Consider the following 23,329-nt stretch of genomic DNA (forward strand, 5'->3'; position numbering starts at 1 on the left):
TTCTCGTTGCGGAAGGTGTCAAACACACGCGTCAGCAATTGTGGATTGCGAGGAGAAGAATGTTGCGCTCAGGCTTGACGATTTCCTGAAGGACGGCGCGGATCAGGCGACGGCATGGGGTCGGGCTTCTTGCCGCGATTGCGTGGCATTGTCAGCGATCCGAAGGCAGTTGCGGCCGGCCGCCTTGGCTTCGTAGAGCGCCTGATCTGCGGCCTCGAGGAGGGCGGCTCGCTCGCTTCCGCGGGAGGGCCGTGCCGAAGCAATCCCGATGCTGGCCGTGACCACCTGATAGGGACTGCCCTCGTGTGCGATGCTCAAGGCGACGATGCTTTGAAGAATGGTCTCGGCGATCAGCCCGGCGCCCGCGGGATCCGTTTCGGGCAGGATGATGGCAAACTCCTCGCCGCCATAACGGGCCGCGATATCGCGAGGACGGCGGATGCTGGCCTCGAGCGTCCCGGCGACTGCACTGAGCACCTCGTCGCCCCTCCCATGGCCATAGCGATCGTTGAAGCTCTTGAAATAATCGGCATCGACGAAGAGCAGCGACAGAGGCGAGCCTGCGCGGACGGCCTGACGCCATTCCCGTTCGAACGTCTCACGGAAGGCGCGACGGTTCGGCAGGCCCGTCAGGTCATCCGTCCTCGCAATCCTCCTGAGCTTGGTTTCCGCCCTCGTACGGCGCTTCAACTCGCGCTGGAACAGGATCGTCAGTCCGACGACCGCACAGCAGAGAGCAAGCGTCGCCAGGCTGAGAATGAGGGCTTTTCGCTGCCAGGCCGAGAAGATCTCGTCGACCGAGAGGGCCACGGTGAGAACCAGCGGATATTTCGTGAGCCGCTCGAAGGAGATGATGCGCCGGATGCCGTCGATCGGCGAGATCGAGTCGAACGTGCCGGACTTTGCCTGCAGAAGACGCTGGACATGCGGGGAGTTGCCCAGATCCTGATTGATCTGACCGGCATCATAGGGATAGCGCGTCAGCAGGACGCCGTCATTCCGAAAAAGGTTGATGGCTCCCTGCCGGCCAAGGCTCAAGTTGTCGAACATCTGATTGATGGTCGCCAACGGGATCGATCCCATGACGACGCCGGCGAAATGGCCCGTCGGATCCGATAACCTGCGGCTGATCCCGATGCTGAGATCGCCTGGGCGCATTCTGCTCTCGACAGGTCGGCTCACGAAGAGGCCGATGTGACTGTTCTCTTTGTGGACGATGAAGTACTCGCGATCCGCGACGTTGAGCGACCGTGGGGCAATGACCGGACCGGCATCGGCGATGAGATTGCCGTCCCGATCCACGAGAAGCAGCGTTCCCATGAAGGACGCCGAGGCGGCGCGGTCGAAGAGCATCCGGTATTGAAGGTCGGCAGGAAGCTGCTGGGAGCCGAGATATCCCAACCCTTCCATGGCCCCTTTGAGAGACAGATCGAGCAGGGCGAGATTGCCGTCGAGATCATGGGCGATCGTGGTCAGGATGTTCCGGGAGGCCCTCTCGGCCTCATCCCACGTGTTCTGGCGATCCACCCACAGCGTATGGGCCGAGATCCCGAGAATCCCCAGGGCGATGACGCCTGCAATCAGGTGTAGATAGACTTCTGAGAACAGACGTTTCATTCGGCAGTGCACAAACCATATTAGAATATATTCAATAGATGATCCTAAGAGATTGTTACAATCGGCAGATGGTCGCGACGGTCGGGGAGGACAATATCTTCGAAAGTCTCGCAAAATACGACATAGAGTAACATAGAAGAGATCGGCTTGAAGGCCGGGCGGTTCCGGCCGTCACCGCTTCGAGACGGACCGCCCTGCCAAAAACAGGCAACATCGTAACTTTGTCACGGATGAAGGCCTCCCTCCTGACATCACGTCGTGAGCCTTGTGATTGCCGGGATTGCGCAAGGATCCGGATCGGGGCCGGCGCCAATCATCTTCACGATCGCCTGATCGCGTCGCAAGCGCCGTTGAACTGCGAGAGCCCGCCTCCACATCATATCTGAATGGTCATGCAGGTCCCGTTCCTGTGGGTTCGTCGAAGGAGGCCGGGCTTCAGTGATCGCGTTCCCGAGCCGGCCCTGGGCGCCAGCGCCATGGAACCGGCCACGGTAGCACAAGCGTTCCCCATGGAATGGTCTGGAGGCGTGTCATGGCAGGATTGACAGGACGTTGGCTGGTGGCGGCCTCGCTTGTGGGGCTTCTGGGGGGGCCGTCGGCGGCGCTGGCTCAAGCAGCACGCCCATGGGTCGATCCGCCATCCGAGACCGAGACCAAGGCGCATGCGCCGAGCCCGGCGCCGTCGTCCCTTCCGGCATCGCCGCCGGCCCAGGCTGCAGCGCCTTCTGGTGCAACCCCTCCTGGCCCATCCCCCGCCGAAGCGAAGGCCGGCACTGAAGCTCAGCCGGCCGCCGAGACTTCGTCGCGGAGTGCAGTCGCCGACACGCAGGCCAAGCCAAGGACCACGGCCGAGCGCAAGACACGCTCTCGCTCACAGCAGGCCAATGCATCAGCCCGTAGCCAGCGGCGGGATGCGCAGGTCGCGCGCCGACGTGCGACCGGGACGCAAATATCGCAGGCTGAACCCCGCAGCGCCATCGAGCGTCGGGCGCGGGTCACACGCTACGGGTCTGTTCGGGAGGGGCTTGATGCGGGTCTGCAGGTCATGAGGCTGCGAACCATTCAACTTCCGGACGGCCGTCGCATCGACATTCTGACGCGGCCCGATCAGGATATCGCATCCGGATTGCCGGACGGGTATTGATGGTTCAGTTCCGGGCGCAAGTCGAAAGACGCCAAGACGACGCAGCACCGCTCATGTTTGACTACCGGGCCTGATCGGCTGTTTCGGTTGTGTCGTCGCCGCCCTGTCGCGATCGCACGGCAGCCTCTTCCGCACGGCGACGTATGTCGAGCCAGAGACGCTGCTCGCGCCGCGCGTCCGCAAGGGCGCGGTGGGCGGCAGGACCGAGTTCATCGTCGAGGCGCTGCGCCTGAGCAAGAATATCCTGCATGAGGCTCCGATGAAGATCCGTCGGGATTTGAGCAGCCTGCAGCACCTCACGCATCATCCGTCGATGAGCGATCTCGGTATCTTCAAGACGCAAGGCGTGGCGCGGCAGTCCGGCTGCGCGCAGGAGCTTGCTCAGCCACTTCCCATCCCATGATGGCGCCGTCGCATAGAGTGCACGGCCCGTCAAAACCGACACCATCCGTCGTGCAACCTCGTCGAGCGGTTCTCCTTCCGCATTCAGTTGCTCTCTTGAAATGCCATGAACTCTTCCTGCCTGGACATCCCAGTCGGTCCACGCTTCAGCAGGCCTGATGAGATGGCTCTCCTCTTCCCCATTCGCGAAGACCCAGGCCACCTCGATGGGATAGCCCTGCTTGCCGAGGGAGGAGGCCTCGAAATCGAGGAACACGGTCTTCGATAAATCCGGCATCGTGGATCAACTCGCGGATGGCGTCGGGGGCTCGCCCATCACGAACAAGGTCGTCGACGAGCACCGATGGATCATACATCCACCTCATCCAGAACGCCCAAGCGGCCACGCGGCTCCACTGCACGGGTGCCCCAGGGTTCGGATGCACGGGACGGAAGAGTGCGCCGGGGATCCGTCGCGGCCTGCCGAACCCCTGCGACGTGCTGGAACGCCGTCGCTCCGAACAGAACCTACACGCTGGAGGCATGCAACGGTTCGGCTCGAGTGCCGTGACGCAGAACTCCTAACGGGGATTGGCAGATGCGAAGCCTGCCGAGGCCGTAATCGAACCTGTCGTCATGGGTTCGCTGGCGCCTGTTCGAAGCGTCTGCAGCAATCCCTTGCGCTTGGCCTCGTAGTAATAGCCGCCGGCATAAAGCGCGACGGCGCGATCCTGATTGCCGCCTGCGACGCGATAGGCATTCGCCAGATACGGAACGGCGTATGTAAGATTGGTGTTGGCGTCGAGCAGCCCAGAGACCGTTCCTTTGTAGCCCATTCCTCGCGCGGTGGCATACCGGATCTGCATGAGGCCCAGATTGCCGGCATTGGACGCGCGTGGATTGTAGCCGCTTTCGCGCCGGATGATTCGATGCACCAATGTTTCGGGGATTCCGTGGGCCTTGGCGTGCTGTGCGACGAGCGCGTCGATCTGGTCTCTTTCGGATGCTGCGGCAGGCAACGTGCAGGCAAGCGCCGCACATGCGAGAACAAGACGAGAAATCATGAAGGTCCCCTTGTTTGAGGAGATTTCTCGACGTCAATCGTGGCAATTGGACGTCAGCTTGACTGTAGGGATGTCCCGCCGACGCGTGTGACCCGTCCCGACGACGCTTCCGATGTAAACTCTTTGGCCGCTGCTTCGACCATCCTGCTCATTGGAGACATCGCCGGCGCTCGTTCAAAAGGGGTAGAGGAGTAATCCCCTGCCAAGCTGCGCGGAATCCAAACGCTCACGCTTCCCGCGAGGTTCTGGAAGGTCAATACACCTGACTTATCCGGCCCGGGTCAGTGCCAGGAAAGCACGCGCCGAGATCAGCCGACGACTCTCTTCCTAAAATTTGAGGTGGAGTATTCTATGCAGGTGGAACCCTATTTGCAAATGCGTGACGATATCTTGCCGAATATAACAAATGCCGGGTTGAGTGTTGTTCCGGATGCGACGACAGAATACCCCAGACTATCAGGCTCGCAGAGCAAGGGGTTATCGGGAGCGCTTATGAGTTAAAGCCTCATGTTGAAAGTGGTAATGCTTTTCTTAGTTCCGACGGGGTATCTCTCAAGCCGAAATAGTGGGGCGAAATAAAACCGAGCGGTAGTATTTATTGGGCTGTATCCGGCGCTTTCCAAAGTCTGCGCCCCTTCCACTGTGATTCAGCAGGAACAGCCCAATGCAAATCAGCGTTTTTGGGATTGGCTATGTCGGTGCCGTCTCCGCGGCCTGTCTGGCCAACGATGGCCACAACGTCATTGCCGTCGATCCAAACCCCCAGAAGGTCGGACCTCTCAACGAAGGCATCAGCCCGATCGTCGAGCCGGGACTGGGCGAGATGATCAAAGATGGCATCAGCAGCAAGCGCCTCATGGCGACGAGCGATGTCCGCGAGGCCGTCCATGGAACGGACCTGTCTTTCGTGTGTGTTGGAACGCCCTCCCGTTCCAACGGATCGCTCGACACGGCCTATGTGAGCGCCGCCGCCGAGCAGATCGGCGCTGCCATCCGCGAGAAGAACTCTTTCCATTCCGTGGTCATGCGGTCGACCATCCTGCCCGGAACCATGGAGAGCATCGTTCTGCCCGCCCTCGAGCGTGCATCGGGACGCCAGGCGGGCGTCGGCTTCGGCGTCGCCTACTATCCTGAGTTCCTGCGCGAAAGCACGGCGATCGCCGATTACTACGATCCGGGGGCCATCATCTTCGGCCGTCACGATCAGCCGACGATCGACCGGCTGCTCGATCTGCACAAGATCTTCAAGGTCGACCCGAAGATCGTGTCCATTCGCACGGCCGAAGCCGTCAAATACACGAACAATGCATGGCATGCGCTGAAGATCAGCTTTGCGAACGAGATCGGCAACATCTGCAAGGAGGCCGGAATCGACGGGCATGCCGTGATGGAGGTTCTGTGCGCCGATACGCGGTTGAACATCTCCAAGGCATACCTGAAGCCTGGCTTCGCGTTCGGAGGCTCCTGCCTTCCGAAGGACCTTCGGGCTCTGCGCTCCGCGGCACGCAAACTCGACGTCCCGACGCCTATTCTCGACGCCACGACGGAGGCGAACGAAGAGCAGCTGCGCCGGGCATACTCGATGGTCGCCGCCACCGGAAAGCGTCGGATCGGCATCATCGGCCTGAGCTTCAAGCCCGAGACCGACGATCTGCGTGAAAGCCCCCTGGTCGAACTCGCGGAGCGCCTCTACGGGCGCGGCTACGACATCCGCATCTACGACCCGAACATTCAGGTCGCGAAGCTGACCGGAGCCAACCTCCAGTTCGTCAAGGCGCACCTGCCCCACCTGACTTCGCTCCTGACCGACGACATCAACGAAGTCATTGATCATGCGGAGGCTTTCGTTCTCGGCAATCGTGACGAAGCCAAGCGGCTGATGGCGACCCTGAACGACGACAGGCCGCTCATCGATCTCGTGCGCATCGATCAGACAAGGTGTTCCGGTGACCTTTATCAAGGAATCTGCTGGTAACGCCAGCAGCAACCGGCTTTCGGAGTCGGTAGGGGCCCACGTGCTCTATGTGGTGGCCGTAGCAGCGTTTGCTGCTGCCATCCCGCCTCAGGCTTACGGCGCCGTGGGCGCCGGAGCCGTCGGAACCATAGGGTTTCTGGCCCTGTGGCGCTACGGATGGGGCTTTCTGCATTTCATCCGCGCTCTTGTCTTCCGCAAGCGGGCATTCCCACGCATGCGGAAGGCGGCCGACGCAGCCGTGGAGCAGGCACCGCCGAACGCTTTTCTGCTGGTGACGACCTTTCGCATCGACAGTGCCGTCACCGCACGGGTCTACCGCGCCGTTTTCGCGGCGGCGCTGGCAGCTCCCGGACGAGCGACGGTGGTCGCCTCCGTTGTCGAGGCCGGCGATCAGAGGCTCGTCAAGAGCCTGTTCCGGGCCGTTTGCGGAGAAGCGAGCAACGTCGATCTGGTCATGGTTCGAATTGCCGGAACGGGCAAGCGGGATGCTCTCGCCTATGGCTTTCGAGCGATCGCACGCCGCACTCCGGCCGACGACGACGTCGTCGCGGTCATCGACGGAGACAGCATCGTGCCGCCCGACCTCGTGCGGAAATGTGCCGGTTTCTTCCAGCTCGATCCACAGGTCGGGGCCTTGACGACCGACGAGCTGAGCGAAGTCCGCGGGCGCCGGATCTTCCAGGAATGGTATTCGCTCCGCTTCGCCCAGCGTCACACCCTCATGTCGTCCGTCGGACTGTCGCAGCGCGTCCTGACATTGACCGGCCGCATGGCGATGTTCCGGGCGAGCATCATCTGCAACCCGGAGTTCATTCGCCAGGTCGAGCTCGACTACGTCGACCATTGGCGCCTGGGCCGGTTCAAGTTCCTGACGGGCGACGACAAGTCGAGCTGGTTCTGGCTGCTTCGGAACGGCTACAAGATGCTCTACGTCCCCGACATCGTCGTGCTGACCGTCGAGGATCCTCCCTCGGACAGCTTCATCTCTGCCGCGGCCATGCTCATGGTGCGATGGTTCGGGAACATGCTGCGCACGAATTCGCGGGCTCTCGCGCTCGGCCCACGCAGGATCGGATTGTTCACCTGGTGGGCAATTCTCGACCAGCGGATGTCGATGTGGACCTCCCTCGTGGGCTTCGCGATCGCTCTTCTGGCAGGGATCTTCGTCAGCGGCTACGCGCTCCTGCTCTATGCCCTCTGGATCCTGACCTCGCGCTATGTCCTGACCCTCTCCCTCCTGGCGTCCAGGCCGAGGGTCTCCGTCTTCTATCCGTTCCTCCTCTACTTCAACCAGATCTTCGGGTCGCTGGTCAAAGTCCATGTCACGTTCCGTCTCGACCGACAGAAATGGACGCGTCAGAAAACCGCCTCGGCCAAGGCGACGAAGCGGCCCCTCATCGCGAGCAGCTTCATGTCCGCATACATGCATAGTCTCGCGCTGGCCGCATTCGTGACGGTGCTCGCCTGGAGCATGGACGTGCTTCCGACACCGAAGCCGATGCTGTTTCTCCCTTAAAACAAACGATATCGATTTGGAGCTTGAGGATCATGACGAAGATCACGCACGAGGCCGAGGTTCAAAGGCAGCATCCCCGATACCGGATTCCGATCCGGTGCATCTATAGCGGATCTCAGGTTTCCGTGGTCGATGTCTCGGTCGGGGGCATCGGCCTGAGAACAGGCACGATCGACGCGAAGCCGGGCCGTGTTCTCGACCTCACCCTGGTGTTCCCGTTCAGCGGCTACGAGCTCTCGCTTCCCATCAATGCGGAGGTCCGCTACATCACCGACGAGCACAGCAGGATCGGCCTGCGCTTCGTCGATGTCTCGCCGCGCCAGCACAACCTCCTGCGCTTCATCCTCGACGCCTACCTGTCCGGCGAGGTGGTGGATGCCGGTGACATCCTGGATGTGTCTTCGCGCCGGAACGAGGGCAAGACCCGCGAGGTTCCCCAGCGCGCCGCCCCGCAGGGGCTGAGGGCTCATCTTTCCCATCATGGCCGCACCGTGGCGGGCTATGTCGGGATCGGCGCCGTCACCCTGCTTCTTCTCGGATTCATCGGCATGGGTCTCTTCGAGCGGATGTACATCATCCCCGCCCAGTCGGCCCTGATCACCACCGACCTCGTGACGGTTCCGGCTCCTTCGAACGGCCAGGTCACGTTCGTTGCGACCGGCAGCGAAATGAAGGCAGGGGAGCCACTGCTGACGATCCAGGGCCCGCAGGGCAACAGCATCGTCATCGACAGCCCCTGCAACTGCGTCGTCCAGGCCCGTTACAGCCGAGCCGCCAATTTCGTGCGCGAAGGTACGCCGATCCTGGCTCTTCGCGAGAAGACGAGCACCCCTTACGTCACGGCAAGCATCCCTCACGATCAGCTTCTGCGGTTCTACCGCGGCGCCAGTGCCGTCATCGAGTATGCGGATGGCACCCGTGTGCGGGAGAATCGCATCGAGCGCCTGCCGGCCCTCGTCGGCGAGGCCGCATCGTCCGGTCCGTTCCTCGTCAAGCTCGCACCGGGCCGCGATCTCGACATGTCCACCATCGGGCAGCCTGTATCCGTCGTCTTCAACACGTTCTCGGGATCCTCTGTCGGTGCCGCGGCCGGCAAGCTTCAGGCAGCCCTGAACTGGGCAGGCGAGGGGATCGCGGCTGTTTTCGGGCGCGGCAACGAGGTGGCGACGGCACCCAAAAAGGCCAAAGAGCCGGACGTCGACAGCGGGAGACGCCTCGCGGGACTGAAACAATAAGAACGATCGGATCAGGGCCACGCTTCGAAGGGCTTTCCTTGAACAGTTTGGAGATTTGAAATGAACAGCATCACTCCCGTTCTCATGTGCGGTGGGTCCGGAACCCGACTGTGGCCGGTTTCCCGCTCCAGCGAGCCGAAGCAGTTCCACGCCCTCGCGGGTCAATCGAGCCTTTTCCAGCAGACGGTCCGGCGGTTCCGCACGGAGCAGTATGCAGAGCCCGTCATCGTGGTGAATACCAACCATCGAGACCTCGCCTTGCGGGAAATCGGCCAGCTGCATGCGGGAGCCGCAAGGTTGCTGGTGGAGCCGTGCGTGCGCAGCACAGGACCGGCGATTGCGGCCGCGGCGGCCCTGATCGCCGAAGAGGATCCGGATCGGCTGATGCTCGTCGCCCCGAGCGATCACGTCATGGAACAGGCGGAGGTCTTCTCGGAGGCCGTCGCGCGGGCCGCCAAGGCCGCGCAGGAGGGGCAGATCGTCCTCTTCGGCATTCGCCCGACCCATCCGGAGACCGGCTTCGGCTATATCGAGATCGGCGAGGCTTTCGATGACGCCAGCTTCAAGGTGAAAGGCTTCGTCGAGAAGCCGGTGCGGCCTGTCGCCGAGACGCTGGTTGCCGGAGAGCGCCATCTCTGGAACAGCGGAATCTTCATGTTCACGGCCCGGACGATCCTCGATGAACTCGAGCGCCATGCGCCGGACGTTCTGGCCTGCGCCCGGCGCGCTCTCGCGCAGGCGCAACGCGGCAACGATACCATTCGGCTCGCGGCCGAGTTCGACACGGCTCCGGTCATCTCGATCGACTACGCCGTCATGGAACGCAGCGATCGCCTCGTCTGCATTCCGGTCTCGCCCGAGTGGAGAGATCTCGGCTCCTGGTCCGCGCTCTGGGATATCGGGGCAAAGGACGGCAACGGAAACGTGTCACGCGGCGACACGCTGCTTCAGGACGTGCGCGACAGCTACGTTCACGGGAATTCCCGACTCGTCGCTGTCATGGGAGTCGAGAACGTCGTCGTGATCGATACCGCCGACGCGGTTCTCGTCAGCTCACTGGATCAGGCCCAGAACGTCGGGCGTCTGGCGGCCGAGCTGGCGGCGTCGAAGCGTTCGGAGGCGGCCCTGCACCGGAAGGTGCGCCGTCCTTGGGGATCGTATGAATCTCTGCGTGTCGGTGAGACCTTCCAGGTGAAGCATATCGTCGTGGATGTGGCGGGTCGCCTGTCGTTGCAGTACCACCATCACCGCTCCGAGCATTGGACGGTCGTTTCGGGAACCGCAAGGGTCACCGTCGGCGAGAGGGTCTTCGTCATGACGGCGAACGAATCCGTCTACATTCCAAAGGGTGACGTCCACAGGCTCGAGAACATCGGCGATGAGGAGTTGCACCTGATCGAGGTGCAGTGCGGAACGTATCTCGGGGAAGACGACATCGTGCGTCTGGAGGATCAGTATGACCGCATCGTCACGATCTGACGGTCGTCGCCGCCTGAGGATGGCATCCCTCCTCCTGTCCATGGCGCTGGTTTCCGGCGCCATGGCACAGGACGGCGGCGAGGTCACGCGTCTCGCAGACGAGGCGCGGCAGGCCTTCGTTGCTGCCGAACAGGGCGGTGTCAGCGCAAAGCAGAAGGCGGCGTTCTATCAGGTTGTGAGGGCCCGGCTCAAGCTCCTGGAGAAGTTCGCCGGTCAAGGCACCTCCGGCCCGGGCGAGTTCAGAGAAGGCGCGCGCGCGGAACTCACCCGCCTCGCGGACGAAGGGCTCAACCACGACATGGTCAGCGCGATGCTGCTCCAGGCTTCCATCGCGGACCTTGTCGGGCTCCAGGCCGGTCCCGACCGGGTGGAGGCCGGCGTCGCCCTCCATCAGCTTGCAAGCGAGCAGCGGTCGCCGGCTTACCGCGCCGCAGCTTTCATCGAGATTGCCTATGCCTATGCCAAGGCGGGCCTCCAGGATCGGGCCGTCAGATACGCATCCTTGGCCCTGGATGTGCTCGAATCCGTCTCCGAGCCCGGCCAGCGTGCCGGGATCCTGAATGCCGTGTCCCGGGTCGCTTCCGGGGTCGGGGCTCCCGGGATTGCCCTGGCAAACCGCACGATCGGTCTGATGCCGGCCTCCCGCAGCCGGGCCTATGCCCGCCAAGTGATGGCACGAGACCAGCTCAGGGGCACTCCCCTGGAAAAGGCATCCGACGCGAAATTGAAGGTCGAGGCGAAGAAGCGCACGGCCATGGGAGATCTGGCGGCAGGGCTGTCCTTGGCCCTTGCATTGCAGGATGGCCGGGAGCGGGACGACGCTCTGTCTGCGTCGTTCGAGGCCGCCGTCGAGCGTCGGGACCGGGATGTCTCCCTGGCGGCCGCGCAGGGCTTCTTCGACAGCGCCAGGCAGGAGGCGGCCCTTGCGGTGGTCGTGAAGAGCGACGTGGATCGTGGAACGCCGCTTCGGGCCGCCGAGCTGGTCAACAGCATGGAGGATGGTCCTGCGCGGGCGGCACTGCAGATCATCGTCGCGGCTGCACTGAAGAAGGCCGGCTACGACAGGATGGCTGAGCGACTCTCCACAGGCGCTTCAGCCGCACATCCCGGCTCAGGACGGACGCCGGAACCCGACGACGTGACGCATCGGGCCGGGTCCGGCGAGACCGACCGGCGCGCGGACGAGTCTCTCGCCCTGTCGGAGGTCAGGAGCCTCATCGAGCAGAAAAGAAGGGCCCAGGTTCCGGATGCGGTGCTCGCCGCCAGCCTCCGCCGGATAGCCGATGACGACGACCGGGCGGCTATCGCTCTCGAACTCGCCACGCTGCCCGATGCCGGCGCCGCGGCCGCCGACCTGGTCCGCTCCCTCGGAGACGATCGGTTCCGCGCCAAGACGTTCAGGCGTCTGGCCGAGATCCGCGCCGATCACCTCATGAAGCCGTTGAGCGATGAAACGGGTGACAATGGCGATGGCGCCGGAGCGCCCGGACTTGCCTCCGACGAGGATTCCCAGGAACTCCAGACCCGCCGGGGCCTTGCCCTGATCAGGGTGGACGCGCCGCCAGCGGCAAGCCCTCACGTTCAAATCCCGAACACATTTGCGACCTCGGCCGGGGTACGGTCGAACACGCCCTGGCCCGGCGGCGCGGTCGTCGGAAGCACGTTCGCCCGTCACAATCCCTATATCGCGAAGTTCCTCGATGATGACGAAGGTGGGGTCACGCGCCTCGAGCAGGCCGTCCGGTATCAGGGCTTGCCTTCGCCACGGATCATCGTGGTCCAAAGCGGAACCGCCACCTTGGGCATGGTGGCCCGTCAGCTGCAGGGGACCGATGCCCGCGACCTGATCGTTCAGGACGGTGACGCCATCGTCGTGAAGGCCCCGGTCTTCGTCGCTCCCGGCGCGACGCTGATCCTCTCGCGCCTCGATGCTGCCGCCTACCGATTGAGCGCCACGGCCGGCGCCTTCATCGCCAATGCGGGCCTGGTCGACATCGTCGATGCGGATGTTGTCGGCTACGACGAGACAACGGGGCAGCCATCGTGGTCCGACAGCGAGAAGTCAGGCCTGTTCCGCCCGTTCCTGCTGACCTGGGGCGACGGCCGCATGAACGTGGCATCGTCCGTCCTGGCAGCCCTCGGCTATGATAACGTGAAATCGTTCGGGCTCACGTACTCGTCAGGCCCGGATCAGGTGGCCGACCTGCGGGACCAGGCTCGCCCCACGGGAACCGTCGTCGATAGCGTGTTCCGAAATCTTTATATCGGCCTCCACTCCTATGAGGCCGGGGGAATCCAGGCGGTCGGAAACGAATTCCGCGACAGCGTCGTTTATGCGCTGGACGCGCACGACGGGTCGAAAGGAAGCATCATCGCCTTCAACACCGTCTACGGAACCATGGTCAGACACGGGATCGCCGTGTCCCGCGACGCCGGGGACAACCTGATCGTCGGCAATCTCTCGTTCGACAATGCCGGATCGGGGATCGTGCTGGATCGCAACAGCACGAACAATGTCCTCAACGCCAACAGCTCGTTCCAGAATACGCAGGATGGCGTGACCGTTTTCGAGAGCTCCTGCAACGTGTTGACGAACAATCATCTTGCCGGGAACAGGCGAGACGGGCTGAAGGTTCGCAACAGCTTCGACGTGGGAGCCTACGGAAACAGGATCGAGGCGAATGCCAATTCGGGCGTGAGCGCCTCTATCGCAAGCCTTCCCGCCTCGAAGAGGGGAGACGCGCAGGGCGAGGGATCCGGCCACTACGCTCCCGTGACCGGCCTGTCCCTCAGGAACAACAGCTTCTCTTCGAACGGGGTCGGCATCAACACGCAGGGCGTATCGGGCCTGACGATGTTCTCGAACCGTTTCGTCAAGCAGTCCCGGCGCTTGCTCGGCGGCGACGTCCGCGGTCTGGAGGGCCCCGTCCTTCGCCTCGCCTTCCAGTCCGATGTGCTCATTGCAAGCACATGCCGGCCTGCGAAGCCCGTGTTGTCCTGTCGGCTCAGGGATATGGGCTTCTTCGAAGGAGATGCCGATCGGCAGATCTTCAACGCCCAGGCCGGATCGGACTGCACCGACATCAATGGAAGCGTTCAACAGCGCGCCTTCTCCAGCTCGTCTCAAGGGACCTAGGAGCAGCATGAACCGAATTCTCGTCTTCTCGGTCTTGGGCCTTCTCATGACGGCGCCGTGCCACGCCCAGGTGAGGGCACAGGGCCTGTTCGATGTGGAAGCTCGCCGCGCGGCCCTTGCGCAACCGGCTCTCGCGTCCGTGCGCGCCGCGTGCCTTGCGATTGCTCGCGACCCATCCTGGGCCAGTCTCAAGCCCATCGACGGAATCAAGGCTGTGGACGGATCCAACGCCGATGGAGGCGCCAATTCCTATTCCTGGGCCGTCATGGCCCTGACCGGGCGGGCTCTCGCCGGCGAACCTGCATCCGAGACATCCCTGCGCGATCTCCTGCTCGCCTGGGCGAAGGGGAGAGCGTTCGAGAGCACGGACGCCGAGAGCGAGGCCTCTTACGGGCTGAAGCGCGTGCTTCTGCCGACCATCGCGGCCTATGCCGTCGTGAACCGCAGCCTGGACGACGGCCAGCGACAGATCGTGTCCGGCTGGGTCGATTCTCTGGTTCGCCGGGTCGATCGGACCTTCGGCACCGATGCGGACCGCACCGGCCACCGCGCTCTGGCCGACAGCATCCTCATGACCTGGGGGGCCATCACGGCGGACGATGCTCTTTACGAGAAAGGGTCTCGAGGATATCGCGCCGTTCTCGGACAGGCCCGCACCGATGGGAGCCTTGCTCTGGAAACGCGGCGCGGCGCCCGCGCCCTGTGGCACATGCGTCAATCCCTGGCGAGCCTGACCGTCATGGCAGAAGTCGCCGCCACCCGTGGCGTGGACCTGTATGGACTTCGTGAGGGCGAGGCGAATTTCGACCGGCTCCTCTCCTATCTCCTCAATGGCATTGCAGAGCCTGAAGTAGTGATGGCTTATGCCTCGGAGAACGAAAGTCCCGGACCCGAAGCTGATTTTCGCCGCCAGGACATGAGCTTCCTGGCGAAGCGCAATTACGGGCGCCACCCCATGGCTTGGGTCGAGCCGGTTGCGGCGCGTGAGCGGCTTGGCCTTGCGACGAAGCGGCTCAAGGCGCTGCTGGCGCGCAGCCTCCGGCCGGATCGGCCTCTCGTCGATGAACTCGTTGGCGGCAACGCCACATGCTTTTGGGGGCGCTGATGAACCGAACTCACCTGGGTCTGCTCGGTGCCCTCGCAATTCTGACGTCGCTTTCGTCCGGCCCGGCCTTCTCCCAGACGTCGACCGGGGCTGAGCCGCGCGACGGGTTCCGCAGCATCATGGCGAAGGTCGAGCAGCTGAAGCAGCGCAACGATCCGGCTGCTCTCGTGGAGCGGGCTCAACTGCTGCAGGACGGCCTTCCCGTCAGCGAAACGAACCCGCTCAGGGTTCCCCAGCTGGACGAAGCGGCTCGTCTCTACGAACAGGCCCTGGCCCTGCCGGGAGCGCACTGGCCATCGGCCGCGCTGCGGCGTGCCAAGTTGATCCTGGCCCGCGACCGGGACCCGGCTTCCGTGGATCGGGCAGCCGAGCTGCTGCGCCGCGCCGCGGCCTTGCAGAGCCACGAGGCGGCCTTCGTCCTCGCGGGCCTGATGGAAGCAGGGATCGGCGGCAAGCAGGATCTGGAAGGAGCCCGCAACCTCTACCAGATCGCCCTCCGGTCCGAGCATGGCCCCGCCGGCCTCGAGCTCGCCCGTCTCGAGAGCGATCCGGCAAAGGCGAACGTCTTTGCGACCCAAGGCTTGAGGATCCTGTTCCGGGAAGCCCAGCGGGGATCGGCCGAGGCGGCCAGGACACTGGCCGACCACTACCGCGACACGGCGAACGGACCGGACAGGATCAATGCCGCCATCGAATGGTACCAGCGGGCTGCCGATCTGGGGGATGCAGAAGCCTCGCTGCGCCTGGGGCGCCTGCGAGCCGATCCGAAATCGGCCACGCGCCAGCCGCAGGAGGCGAAGATCGCCTTCGAGAAGGCCGCTCAACGCGGATCGGTCGAAGCCGCCATGATCCTCGCCGAGGATCCCTTCAACGGGGCGGCTCTCGGTGTCGAGGCGGGCACGGCCGACCTCTGGCTCAATCGGGCCATCGAGACGAAGGCCCCGCGGGCTCTGGTCCTCGCGGCAGAGATCCGGAGCCAAAATGGTCCCGATGGGCGTCAGGCCGCAAAGGACCTCCTGGCCGAGGCCGTTCGGCGCGTCGATCAGGACGTGACGGTTCTCGTCGCGCTCGGCCGCCATCTCCGCGATGGCGTTCTGATCGACCGTGACGTGGCGCTGGCGCTCAGGTTGTTCGACAGGGCGGCGGCCAGCGACAACTCGGCGGCACTCTACGAGTTTGCGCGCACGTCGCTCGCCTATCCGGATGCTGCCACGGAGAGCATGCGTGGAACCGCGATCGAGCGGCTTCGGACGGCGGCGGAGCGTGGTCACGTGAAGGCGGCGGTGAGCATGGGAGACGCGCTGCTCCGCGGCAATGGAGTTCCGGAATCGCAGGCCGAAGCCATGCGCTGGTACCGCCGCGCGGCCGAGAGCGGTTCTCCTATCGCCTATATCCGTCTCGGCGATCTTTATGCGAGTCGCTTTTCCGGCACGGAAGCGCCACGCGCGCTGGAATGGTATCGCAAGGCCGCCGAGGCCAACAGCGCGATCGCCATGATCCGTCTCGGGAAGATGTTCAACGACGGCCGGGGAGTGCCGCAGGATCAGGCTCTGGCCGCGACCTGGTTCAGCCGCGCCGCCGCCGCCGGCAGCAGCGCCGCCATGGTGGAGCTGAGCGCGCTCTACTCCCGGGCCGGAGGTCCGGGTCATTTCAATCTGGCCCGCGAGGCTCTCGAGAAGGCGATCAAGGCCGGCGACAGCCGTGCTCCGATTGCGCTGGCCAAACTCTACCTTGCGCGTGGTGAGCGCGTGCTGGCCGAGGGGACTCTCAGGAAGGCCGCCGAGGGCGGGAGTGCCGAGGCTGCCTTGCAGCTGGCTGAGGTCTCGCTTTCGGGCCAGCCGACGGGAGAGCAGCAGAACGCCGCCCGCCGGTGGCTGGCCATCGCCGAGAAGGCCATGGCGGCCGATGATGACCAGAACGGCAAGATTGCCTTGCTGTATCTCAGTCTCCCGGACCCCGCATCGATCGAACACGGTGCGTCCGTTCTGGAAACCTTGGTTCGAAAGAACAGTGCCGAGGCCATGACGCTTCTGGCGACGGCTCTCCTGCAGGGGACGGGTGGCAAGCACGACCCGGTGCGGGCGGAGGCGCTGCTTCGCCGCGCCATACAGCTCGGACATGATGGAGCGCGCTTCATCCTCGCCAAGACCTACCGCGACGGCGACGGCATCCCCCGCGATCCCGCCCAGGCGATGGCGCTCTACCGGGAGATCTACAACGAGGAGCCGGGCGACACCAAGGTGCAGCTGGCTCTGGGTGAAGCCTATGAGCGCGGCGTCGGCGTCGCTCAGGATCGCAAGGTTGCGGCGGAGTTCTTCGCCCAGGCTGCGAACCAGGGTGATCCGGACGGGCAGATCCGTCTTGGACTGGCATACCTTTACGGGGGCGGCGTGGAGCGTGACAGCCGCACGGCCGAGCAGTGGCTGTCGCGGGCCGGCGAGGCCGGGCAGATCGACGCGAGGCTTCAGCTCGGAGGCCTCAAGCTGTCGGGCCTGGGTGCAACGGTCGACAGCGAAGGTGCGTTCGCCTCCTATCTGCGGGCTGCGGAAGGTGGATCTCCGCTTGCGATGATCGAGGTGGCGCGCGCCTTGGCCAACGGTACGGGCACGCAGCTCGATCCGGGACTTGCGAAGACCTGGCTCGAGAGAGCCGCGAGCCTCGGGTCTCCGGACGCGATGTTCGAACTCTACCGCCTGAACGACATCGCCACGAAGCCGAACGCGCGTGAAGCCGACCGTTGGCTCAGGCAAGCGGCCGAGAAGGGGCATCCGGGCGCGATGTACCGGCTCGCCTTCCGTTACCAGCAGGGATCGTCCGACAAGGAGCGAGCCACGGCGCGGGAATGGCTCGAGAAGGCCGCGCGGGCCGGTCACTCCCAGGCCGCCAAAGCGCTGGCGAAACTGACGAACGCGACGCCCGGCTGACAAGGTGAAGAATGAGCGAAGCAGGACAGCGGAATGCCCGCAAGCGTGAGATGGGGTGGAGAGCCACAATGGTGATGTTTCGTCGGCCCGCCAGACGATCGCCGGCCTTTCGGCCCGACCGGATCGGCGGCGCCTCCGTCGCGGGGTTCGCCGTGTGGATGGCGCTTGCCACGTCCGGGGCCGCCCAGACGTCCGGCCCGCGATCCCTCGCGCCCAATGCCGATTTCAGCAAGATCTGCCAGCCCGCCACCAAGCCGCATCTGACGCGGGACTGGAGCACGTGGGACAGAACGCAGCCCGTCAACGATCCCGACGAGATGTACGAGGCTGCGATCGCCTACGCCGAGGGACGTGCCGATACCAGCCGGTCGCCTCTGACGGCGCGCAAACTTCTCGAGGATCTCGCAGACCGGCCATGGGCCGGTCGGGGCCGGGCTCATTTCCGGCTCGGCAAGCTCTTCCTCGATCCCGCCGCAGGGCCTGTCGATCCCGAGCGCGCGGCGAGCCATTTGAAGACGGCCTCGTCCATGCTGAACATGGATGGGTCCGTCCTGCTCGCCCAGCTCCATGTGCAGGGCCGGATTGCCGCGGCCAATGTTCGCGACGCGGAGCAACTGCTCCGCGCCGCCTCGACGGCCGGCAATGTCGACGGCATGATCGAGCTCGCGCGGTTGCAGCGCAGCGGCAAGATCGGTTCCGTCCCGCAGGGCGTGACGGAGGATCTCATCAAGCTGGCCCTCCAGACCCTCTACGCCGAACTCGGAAAAGGCAAGTGCGGCGCTCTCTTCGATATCGCGACGATCCTGAGCGACGACGCCCTGGTGCCCGGTGGACTGGCCGAGGCGGTCAAGTGGTTTGAAGCGGCCGCGCGCCAGGGCGATCCCAAGGCCGATCTGGCCCTTGCGGAAATCTACCTGCAAGGCCGCGTCAAGGCGGCGCCGGAGCAGTTCCTGTCCCATCTCACCCGAGCCGCCGAGGCCGGGGAGCCTCGGGCCATGACATTGCTGGGCGAGCGTCTCCTCCTCGGCGATCGTGCGCCGAAGGATGTGCCGAAGGCGATCGTCTGGCTCGAGCGTGCGGGGTCGAATGCCGATCCCGAGGCCTACAAGCTCCTTGCCCGCCATTACCGGGGCGAGTTCGGCGCGGCACCGGATCTGCCGAAGGCGGCGGACGCCCTCGTGAAGGCAAGTGCCCTGCCGGGGCACACCACGGGCATTCTGGTCAGCCTCGCACGTCTTTACGCCGCCGGCGCGACCGGAAAGCCCGAGGTGAACGCGGCCTTGAGCCTCTATCGCCAAGCGGCGGCCCGCGGGGACGTCGGGTCTCTCACGGAAATGGCGAAACTCCTGCTCGCCTATCCGGCGCTGGGCCGGTCCGAAGAGGCTCTTCGCGACCTGCGGGAGGCCGCCTCGCTTGGTGATGCCGACGCCATGGGTCTGCTGGCCGAACTCTACGCCTGCAGCACAGCCGTCGCTCCGGATCCGGTGCAGGCCAAGGCGTGGTTGACGCGCGCGGCGGAGGCGGGACACGTGCGCAGCATTTCGGCCATTGCGAACCAGGCGGGCGACGATCCGGATGGGGCGCAGCGGAACGCGAAGGCCCTCCTTCGTGCGGCCGAGCGAGGCGACCGCGAGAGCATGATCCTTCTCTCGTCCGCCTATCGCTCCGGTTCGGGCGTCGCGATGGATGAAGCGGCGTCCGCCCGGTGGCGCGAGAGGGCTCTCGCGCCAGGGGAGGGTCGGACCCGTGCCATGGTTCTCCTGGCCCGTCGGATGCTGGACGCCAAGGACGGCGGCCGCGACGAGGCGGGAGCCCGGACGCTGCTCGAGCGTGCCGCGCAAGAGAGCGATTCGAATGCACAGTTCGAGCTCGGACGCCTTTTGATCGCCCAGCGTGGGCGCACCGACGATGTCATGAGGGGCGTGCAGGTCCTGCGGGAATCCGCCTCGGCGGGCAATGCCGCTGCCATGCTGGCCCTCGCCGAACTCCCCAACGCTCAGCTGCAACCGACCGGCAAGACGGCTCTGGAGTGGAGGCAGGCTGCGGCGGCGGCCGGCAGCGTGCGGGCGGCCATCGCCCTGGCGGCGAGCGCCAAGGATGAGTCCGATGCGGCGCGCTGGCTCACCCGCATCGCATCATTGCCGGTTTGCACCGCACGGGACATGGTGGAGCTCGCGCAGGTCCATCACAAGGTCTCCGGTCCCGATCACGGGGAGAACGCTCGTCTTTGGATGAAGAGAGCCCTTGCGGACGTCCAAGCCGGCGGCCGCGATCCGGCAGTCCTGTTCCTGATCGGGCGCGCGATGGTCGAGGGCGTGGGCGGGCCGGCCAGCAGGGACGAGGCCGTCAGGTACATCCAGACCTCGGCAGAAGCGGGCCGGGTCGAGGCCATGCGTTATCTCGGGCGAGGCTATGTCTCCGGCGAGATCGGCGAGAGCAACATGCAAACAGCCGTGCAATGGCTCGCCAGAGCCTTGCAGAAAGGAGACGCCGCTGTCGCGGCCGACCTGTCCAGAGTGGCTTCGATGCCCACGGAGGCCGCCGATCGAGCGGTGGAAACGCTCCGGGCGAGCGCCGAGACAGGCTTTGCGCCGGCCATGCGGGAATATGGACGGAGCCTTCAGCTCGGCTTCGGTGTGCCGGCTGATCCGCGAGCCGGCGCCGCTTGGCTGCTGAAGGCCGCGGAGGCCGGCGACACGATCGCCATGAAGGAGCTCTCCCGTGCCTATGCATCGGGGTACGGCGTCGAACTATCGGCGAGCGCGAGCACGGAATGGCTTCAGCGTGCGGCACGGGCCGGAGATGCGGAGGCCATGTACGGCCTCAGCCTTGCCATGACGCTCGGGTTCGGCACCGACGTGAATGCAAGCGCCGCGCAGGACTGGCTGAAGACGGCCGAGGGTGCCGCGAGGAAGTGATGTCCGACGAGGGTGCCGCGAGGAAGTGATATCCGAGCGGCATTGCAGAACCAGGAAAGACGAGACGGGCGCCGATAGGCGTCGTGTGGGAGAGGCAAGATGATCAAGACTACTCGTATCGTTCTCCTGAGCTGCCTCTTCACGAGCGCCTCTTTGGCGGCCCTGGCCGCCTCTCCCAGCGCCGCGAAGGCGCCGGCCGCCCAGGGGGCCGCTACCGCGCAACCCGCAGCGCCCACCCAGGCGCAGCTTCGCGCCATGTCCACCGTGAGGCTTCTCCGTCTCGGCCAGAAGGCTCTGGATGCGGAGATGGACACGCAGGATTTCGCCACCGGGCTGGATGCGGCCAAGATCGCATCGTCCCGCGGCGACCGCGAGGCAACACGCCTCATGGCGAAGATCATGGCCCGCCACGACGTGGTCCTGCAGGGTGTCGATCGTGCCCGGCTCGAGCGGCGCCTCCGGTTCGAAGCCCTCAGAGGAGCATCGAGTTCGGTTCTGGCCGTGGCCGGCATGTACGATCGCGGCGAGGGTGTTCCCGTCGACACGAAGAAGGCGGCCGAGTGGTACCTGTGGGCGGCTCGCGTCGGCCATGAGCGTGCCATGGCCTATGCCGCTTACGGCTATGGCACCGGTCGCGGCCTGGAGCGCAACGAGACGGCTGCGCTGAAATGGCTCGATGGTGTGAACGAGGGCCGCCGGCGCAGCACCCTGCTCGAGATCGGCTGGGCGCTCGCCCTGGGAAGCGAGGGAACGACGGACATGGAGTCGGCCCTCCGGTTCTTCGAGCAGGCGGCTCAACTCAAGCCCGGCATCGCCTACCAGGTTGCTGCCGAACTGGAGCGCGGCACACGCGGGGTTCAGAACCGCGACGCGGCTGCCCGGTTGATCAGGATCGCGGCCGAGCACGGCGATTCCGCTGCCGCCATGCGCATGGCCACGGCTCTCTCGAGCAGCACCGATCCCGAAGATCAGCGGCAGGCGGTACGGTGGTACAGCCTCGCAGCCCTGGACAAGGACAATTCGGCGGCCGGGCAGGCCCTCGCGAGACTTCTGACCTTGCGGCCGGCCGATGATCTGGTTGCTCTGATCATCGCAGGCCTCGACAAGGCGGCCTCGGCCGGGAACACGGAAGCGCTCATCGGTCTGGCTCATGCCTACACGGATGGGATCGGCGTGGAAGCTTTGCCGGAGAAGGCCGCAAGCCTGCTCCAGGTCGCAGCCGATTCAGGTAATTCGGAAGCCAAGTACCGGCTCGGGCTCATGTACAAGTCAGGATCGGGGGTCAAGGCCGACCCCAGGAAGGCGATCGAGCTCATGAGCAGCGCTCGCGAGAGCGGCTTTCCTCTCGCCGCCGTCGCCTTGAGCGCCATGACGGAACCGGCCGCGACCGAATCGACGAGGGAAGCCGGAGGAGCCTCGCCTGCCGCGCCGAATGCCGTTGCTCGGTGAGACATGAACGCGAAAGGCGAGGTGCCGCAATCACCGGCATCTCGGATCAAGCGCGACCGTTCATGGGCGGCACGCGATTTGCCGGATAAGATGTCTGCTCGAACGTGCTGAACGGCGCGCAGGTCTCGAGCATGCGCGAGGCATGCGTCGGCGCTGCGGTCGAGGCGAGGCGCAACCCCGCCGAGTTCGCGCCTCGGCGCGCGCATGCATCGGAAAACCCGATGCCATCCGAAACATCGCAGCTCGGATTCTCGGCCCTTGCCCGGGGTCATGCCTTGATCCGAAGGCTCAAGCCGGCGGCCTCCGAAGAGGCATCGATTTCCTACCTCCTAAGCATAAAACGATACCCCTTTATTAAGGATGGATAACGAACCGTTAATTTGTACAATTCGAGGTAATCTCTGCGGAAAGGCCCCTCGCATGTCACACCTTCTCCCAGTCACCACGATCTTAGGCTGCAAGAATTCAATGTTGCGCGAGGGCTTGAGGCATATCCTCTCGAGCACGCGGTTTCGGCTGCATCCCGAAAACCTGACGCGCGCAGAGATCGCTCTCGATGAGGCTACGCGACAAGGCCAGATCCTCTTCATTCTTGACGCGAATCTTTATCCGACAGGATTGGCTGAAGGCATATCGTCGTTGAAGCAGGAATATGCTCAGGCTCGCATTGTCCTGCTGTCGGACAGCTTCAATCTCGAGGGGATGAAATCGGCTTTCCAGTCCGGCGCGGATGGATACTGTCTCGCGACGACTGGATGCGAGGCCCTGATCAAGTACCTCGATTTGGTCATGCTGGGCGAGGTCGTCTTCCCGTCCGCAGCCTTCCTCGCGGCCATTTCCACGCACGCGGAGGCGCTCGACCTCTCGAAGGAGGCTCCTGTCGTCAAAGTCTCCTCTTTGCAGGCTGCTCCGACGTCGGAAGGACAGGATTCGCCGATCCGGACGCTGTCGAGCAGAGAAGCGGAGATCCTGCAATGCCTGATGCAGGGGGCGCCGAACAAGGTCATCGCGCGCAAGCTCGACGTTGCCGAGGCAACCGTGAAGGTTCACATCAAGGCCATCCTGCGCAAGATCCGCGTCGCAAACCGGACGCAGGCGGCCATGTGGGCCGTCAACCATTTGTCTTCGAGCGCGGCTGACGCATCCTGGATGCAGGCAGGGGACACCTTGGCGGCCAACAGCTTGCGCTGACGGGGGCCCCGGATCCCTTCGCCGCGCCATGCGATGGTGCGGCGACATCCCTGGCTCGCGCCGGGTTGCAGTCGCCGACTGATGTTTTTCGGGCGCGTCCCATGGCGGGACCATCGATCGGCCATGGGGGGTACCACGGCCCTGCTCGTGACAGGTGCCCGAGAATATCGGACCCAAAAGTGGACCCACGTTTGG

14 protein-coding genes are annotated in these 23,329 nt (G+C 64.6%); 11 read left to right on the forward strand and 3 right to left on the reverse strand.

Annotated elements, in window-relative coordinates; genetic code table 11:
• Window positions 1–102: 102 nt before the first annotated feature.
• Entirely contained in the window at window positions 103–1,617 is a 1,515-nt protein-coding gene (locus tag NF876_RS16240) for a sensor domain-containing diguanylate cyclase (protein ID WP_262269823.1), read from the reverse strand.
• A gap of 532 nt (window positions 1,618–2,149) precedes the next feature.
• Here NF876_RS16240 and NF876_RS16245 point away from each other — a divergent pair.
• The gene (locus NF876_RS16245) at window positions 2,150–2,761 is read left to right on the forward strand and encodes a hypothetical protein (protein ID WP_262269824.1); all 612 of its coding nucleotides are present in this window, start codon (window positions 2,150–2,152) and stop codon (window positions 2,759–2,761) included.
• A 61-nt stretch (window positions 2,762–2,822) separates the two neighbouring features.
• On the opposite strand, the gene NF876_RS16250 is transcribed toward NF876_RS16245, so the two are convergent.
• Both NF876_RS16250 and NF876_RS16255 read right to left on the reverse strand, forming a co-directional pair.
• On the reverse strand, window positions 2,823–3,440 hold the full coding sequence (locus NF876_RS16250; RefSeq protein ID WP_262269825.1) for a 3'-5' exonuclease: 618 nt from the start codon (window positions 3,438–3,440) through the stop codon (window positions 2,823–2,825).
• A gap of 283 nt (window positions 3,441–3,723) precedes the next feature.
• Window positions 3,724–4,206 carry a lytic transglycosylase domain-containing protein gene (locus tag NF876_RS16255; RefSeq protein ID WP_262269826.1) on the reverse strand — a complete coding sequence of 161 codons (483 nt, stop codon included), beginning with the start codon at window positions 4,204–4,206 and terminating at the stop codon, window positions 3,724–3,726.
• A 664-nt stretch (window positions 4,207–4,870) separates the two neighbouring features.
• On the opposite strand from NF876_RS16255, the gene NF876_RS16260 reads away from it, so the two are divergent.
• The 10 genes from NF876_RS16260 (at window position 4,871) to NF876_RS16305 (ending at window position 23,134) form a co-directional block, all read left to right on the forward strand.
• Entirely contained in the window at window positions 4,871–6,181 is a 1,311-nt protein-coding gene (locus NF876_RS16260; RefSeq protein ID WP_262269827.1) for a nucleotide sugar dehydrogenase, read from the forward strand.
• Entirely contained in the window at window positions 6,153–7,697 is a 1,545-nt protein-coding gene (locus NF876_RS16265) for a glycosyltransferase (protein ID WP_262269828.1), read from the forward strand. The genes NF876_RS16260 and NF876_RS16265 overlap by 29 nt, the downstream gene beginning before the upstream one ends.
• Window positions 7,698–7,729: 32 nt before the next feature.
• A complete protein-coding gene (locus NF876_RS16270) occupies window positions 7,730–8,932 on the forward strand; it encodes a PilZ domain-containing protein (protein ID WP_262269829.1) in 1,203 nt (400 codons plus the stop codon).
• A 60-nt stretch (window positions 8,933–8,992) separates the two neighbouring features.
• Window positions 8,993–10,411 (forward strand): mannose-1-phosphate guanylyltransferase/mannose-6-phosphate isomerase, encoded by a 1,419-nt coding sequence (locus tag NF876_RS16275; RefSeq protein WP_262269830.1) that lies wholly within the window; start codon window positions 8,993–8,995, stop codon window positions 10,409–10,411.
• Window positions 10,389–13,547, forward strand: coding sequence for a right-handed parallel beta-helix repeat-containing protein (locus NF876_RS16280; protein ID WP_262269831.1), 3,159 nt, complete (start codon window positions 10,389–10,391; stop codon window positions 13,545–13,547). Before NF876_RS16275 ends, NF876_RS16280 begins: the two co-directional genes overlap by 23 nt.
• 7 nt (window positions 13,548–13,554) lie before the next feature.
• Window positions 13,555–14,652, forward strand: coding sequence for an alginate lyase family protein (locus NF876_RS16285; protein ID WP_262269832.1), 1,098 nt, complete (start codon window positions 13,555–13,557; stop codon window positions 14,650–14,652).
• A complete protein-coding gene (locus NF876_RS16290) occupies window positions 14,652–17,576 on the forward strand; it encodes a tetratricopeptide repeat protein (RefSeq protein ID WP_262269833.1) in 2,925 nt (974 codons plus the stop codon). Before NF876_RS16285 ends, NF876_RS16290 begins: the two co-directional genes overlap by 1 nt.
• A 68-nt stretch (window positions 17,577–17,644) precedes the next feature.
• Window positions 17,645–20,494 carry a tetratricopeptide repeat protein gene (locus NF876_RS16295; protein WP_262269834.1) on the forward strand — a complete coding sequence of 950 codons (2,850 nt, stop codon included), beginning with the start codon at window positions 17,645–17,647 and terminating at the stop codon, window positions 20,492–20,494.
• Window positions 20,495–20,593: 99 nt separating this feature from the next.
• Window positions 20,594–21,943, forward strand: coding sequence for a tetratricopeptide repeat protein (locus NF876_RS16300; RefSeq protein WP_262269835.1), 1,350 nt, complete (start codon window positions 20,594–20,596; stop codon window positions 21,941–21,943).
• 639 nt (window positions 21,944–22,582) lie between these two features.
• Window positions 22,583–23,134: a LuxR C-terminal-related transcriptional regulator gene (locus tag NF876_RS16305; RefSeq protein ID WP_262269836.1), complete on the forward strand. Its 552-nt coding sequence runs from the start codon at window positions 22,583–22,585 to the stop codon at window positions 23,132–23,134.
• Window positions 23,135–23,329: the final 195 nt, after the last annotated feature.

It is taken from the genome of Microvirga yunnanensis, assembly GCF_025460875.1.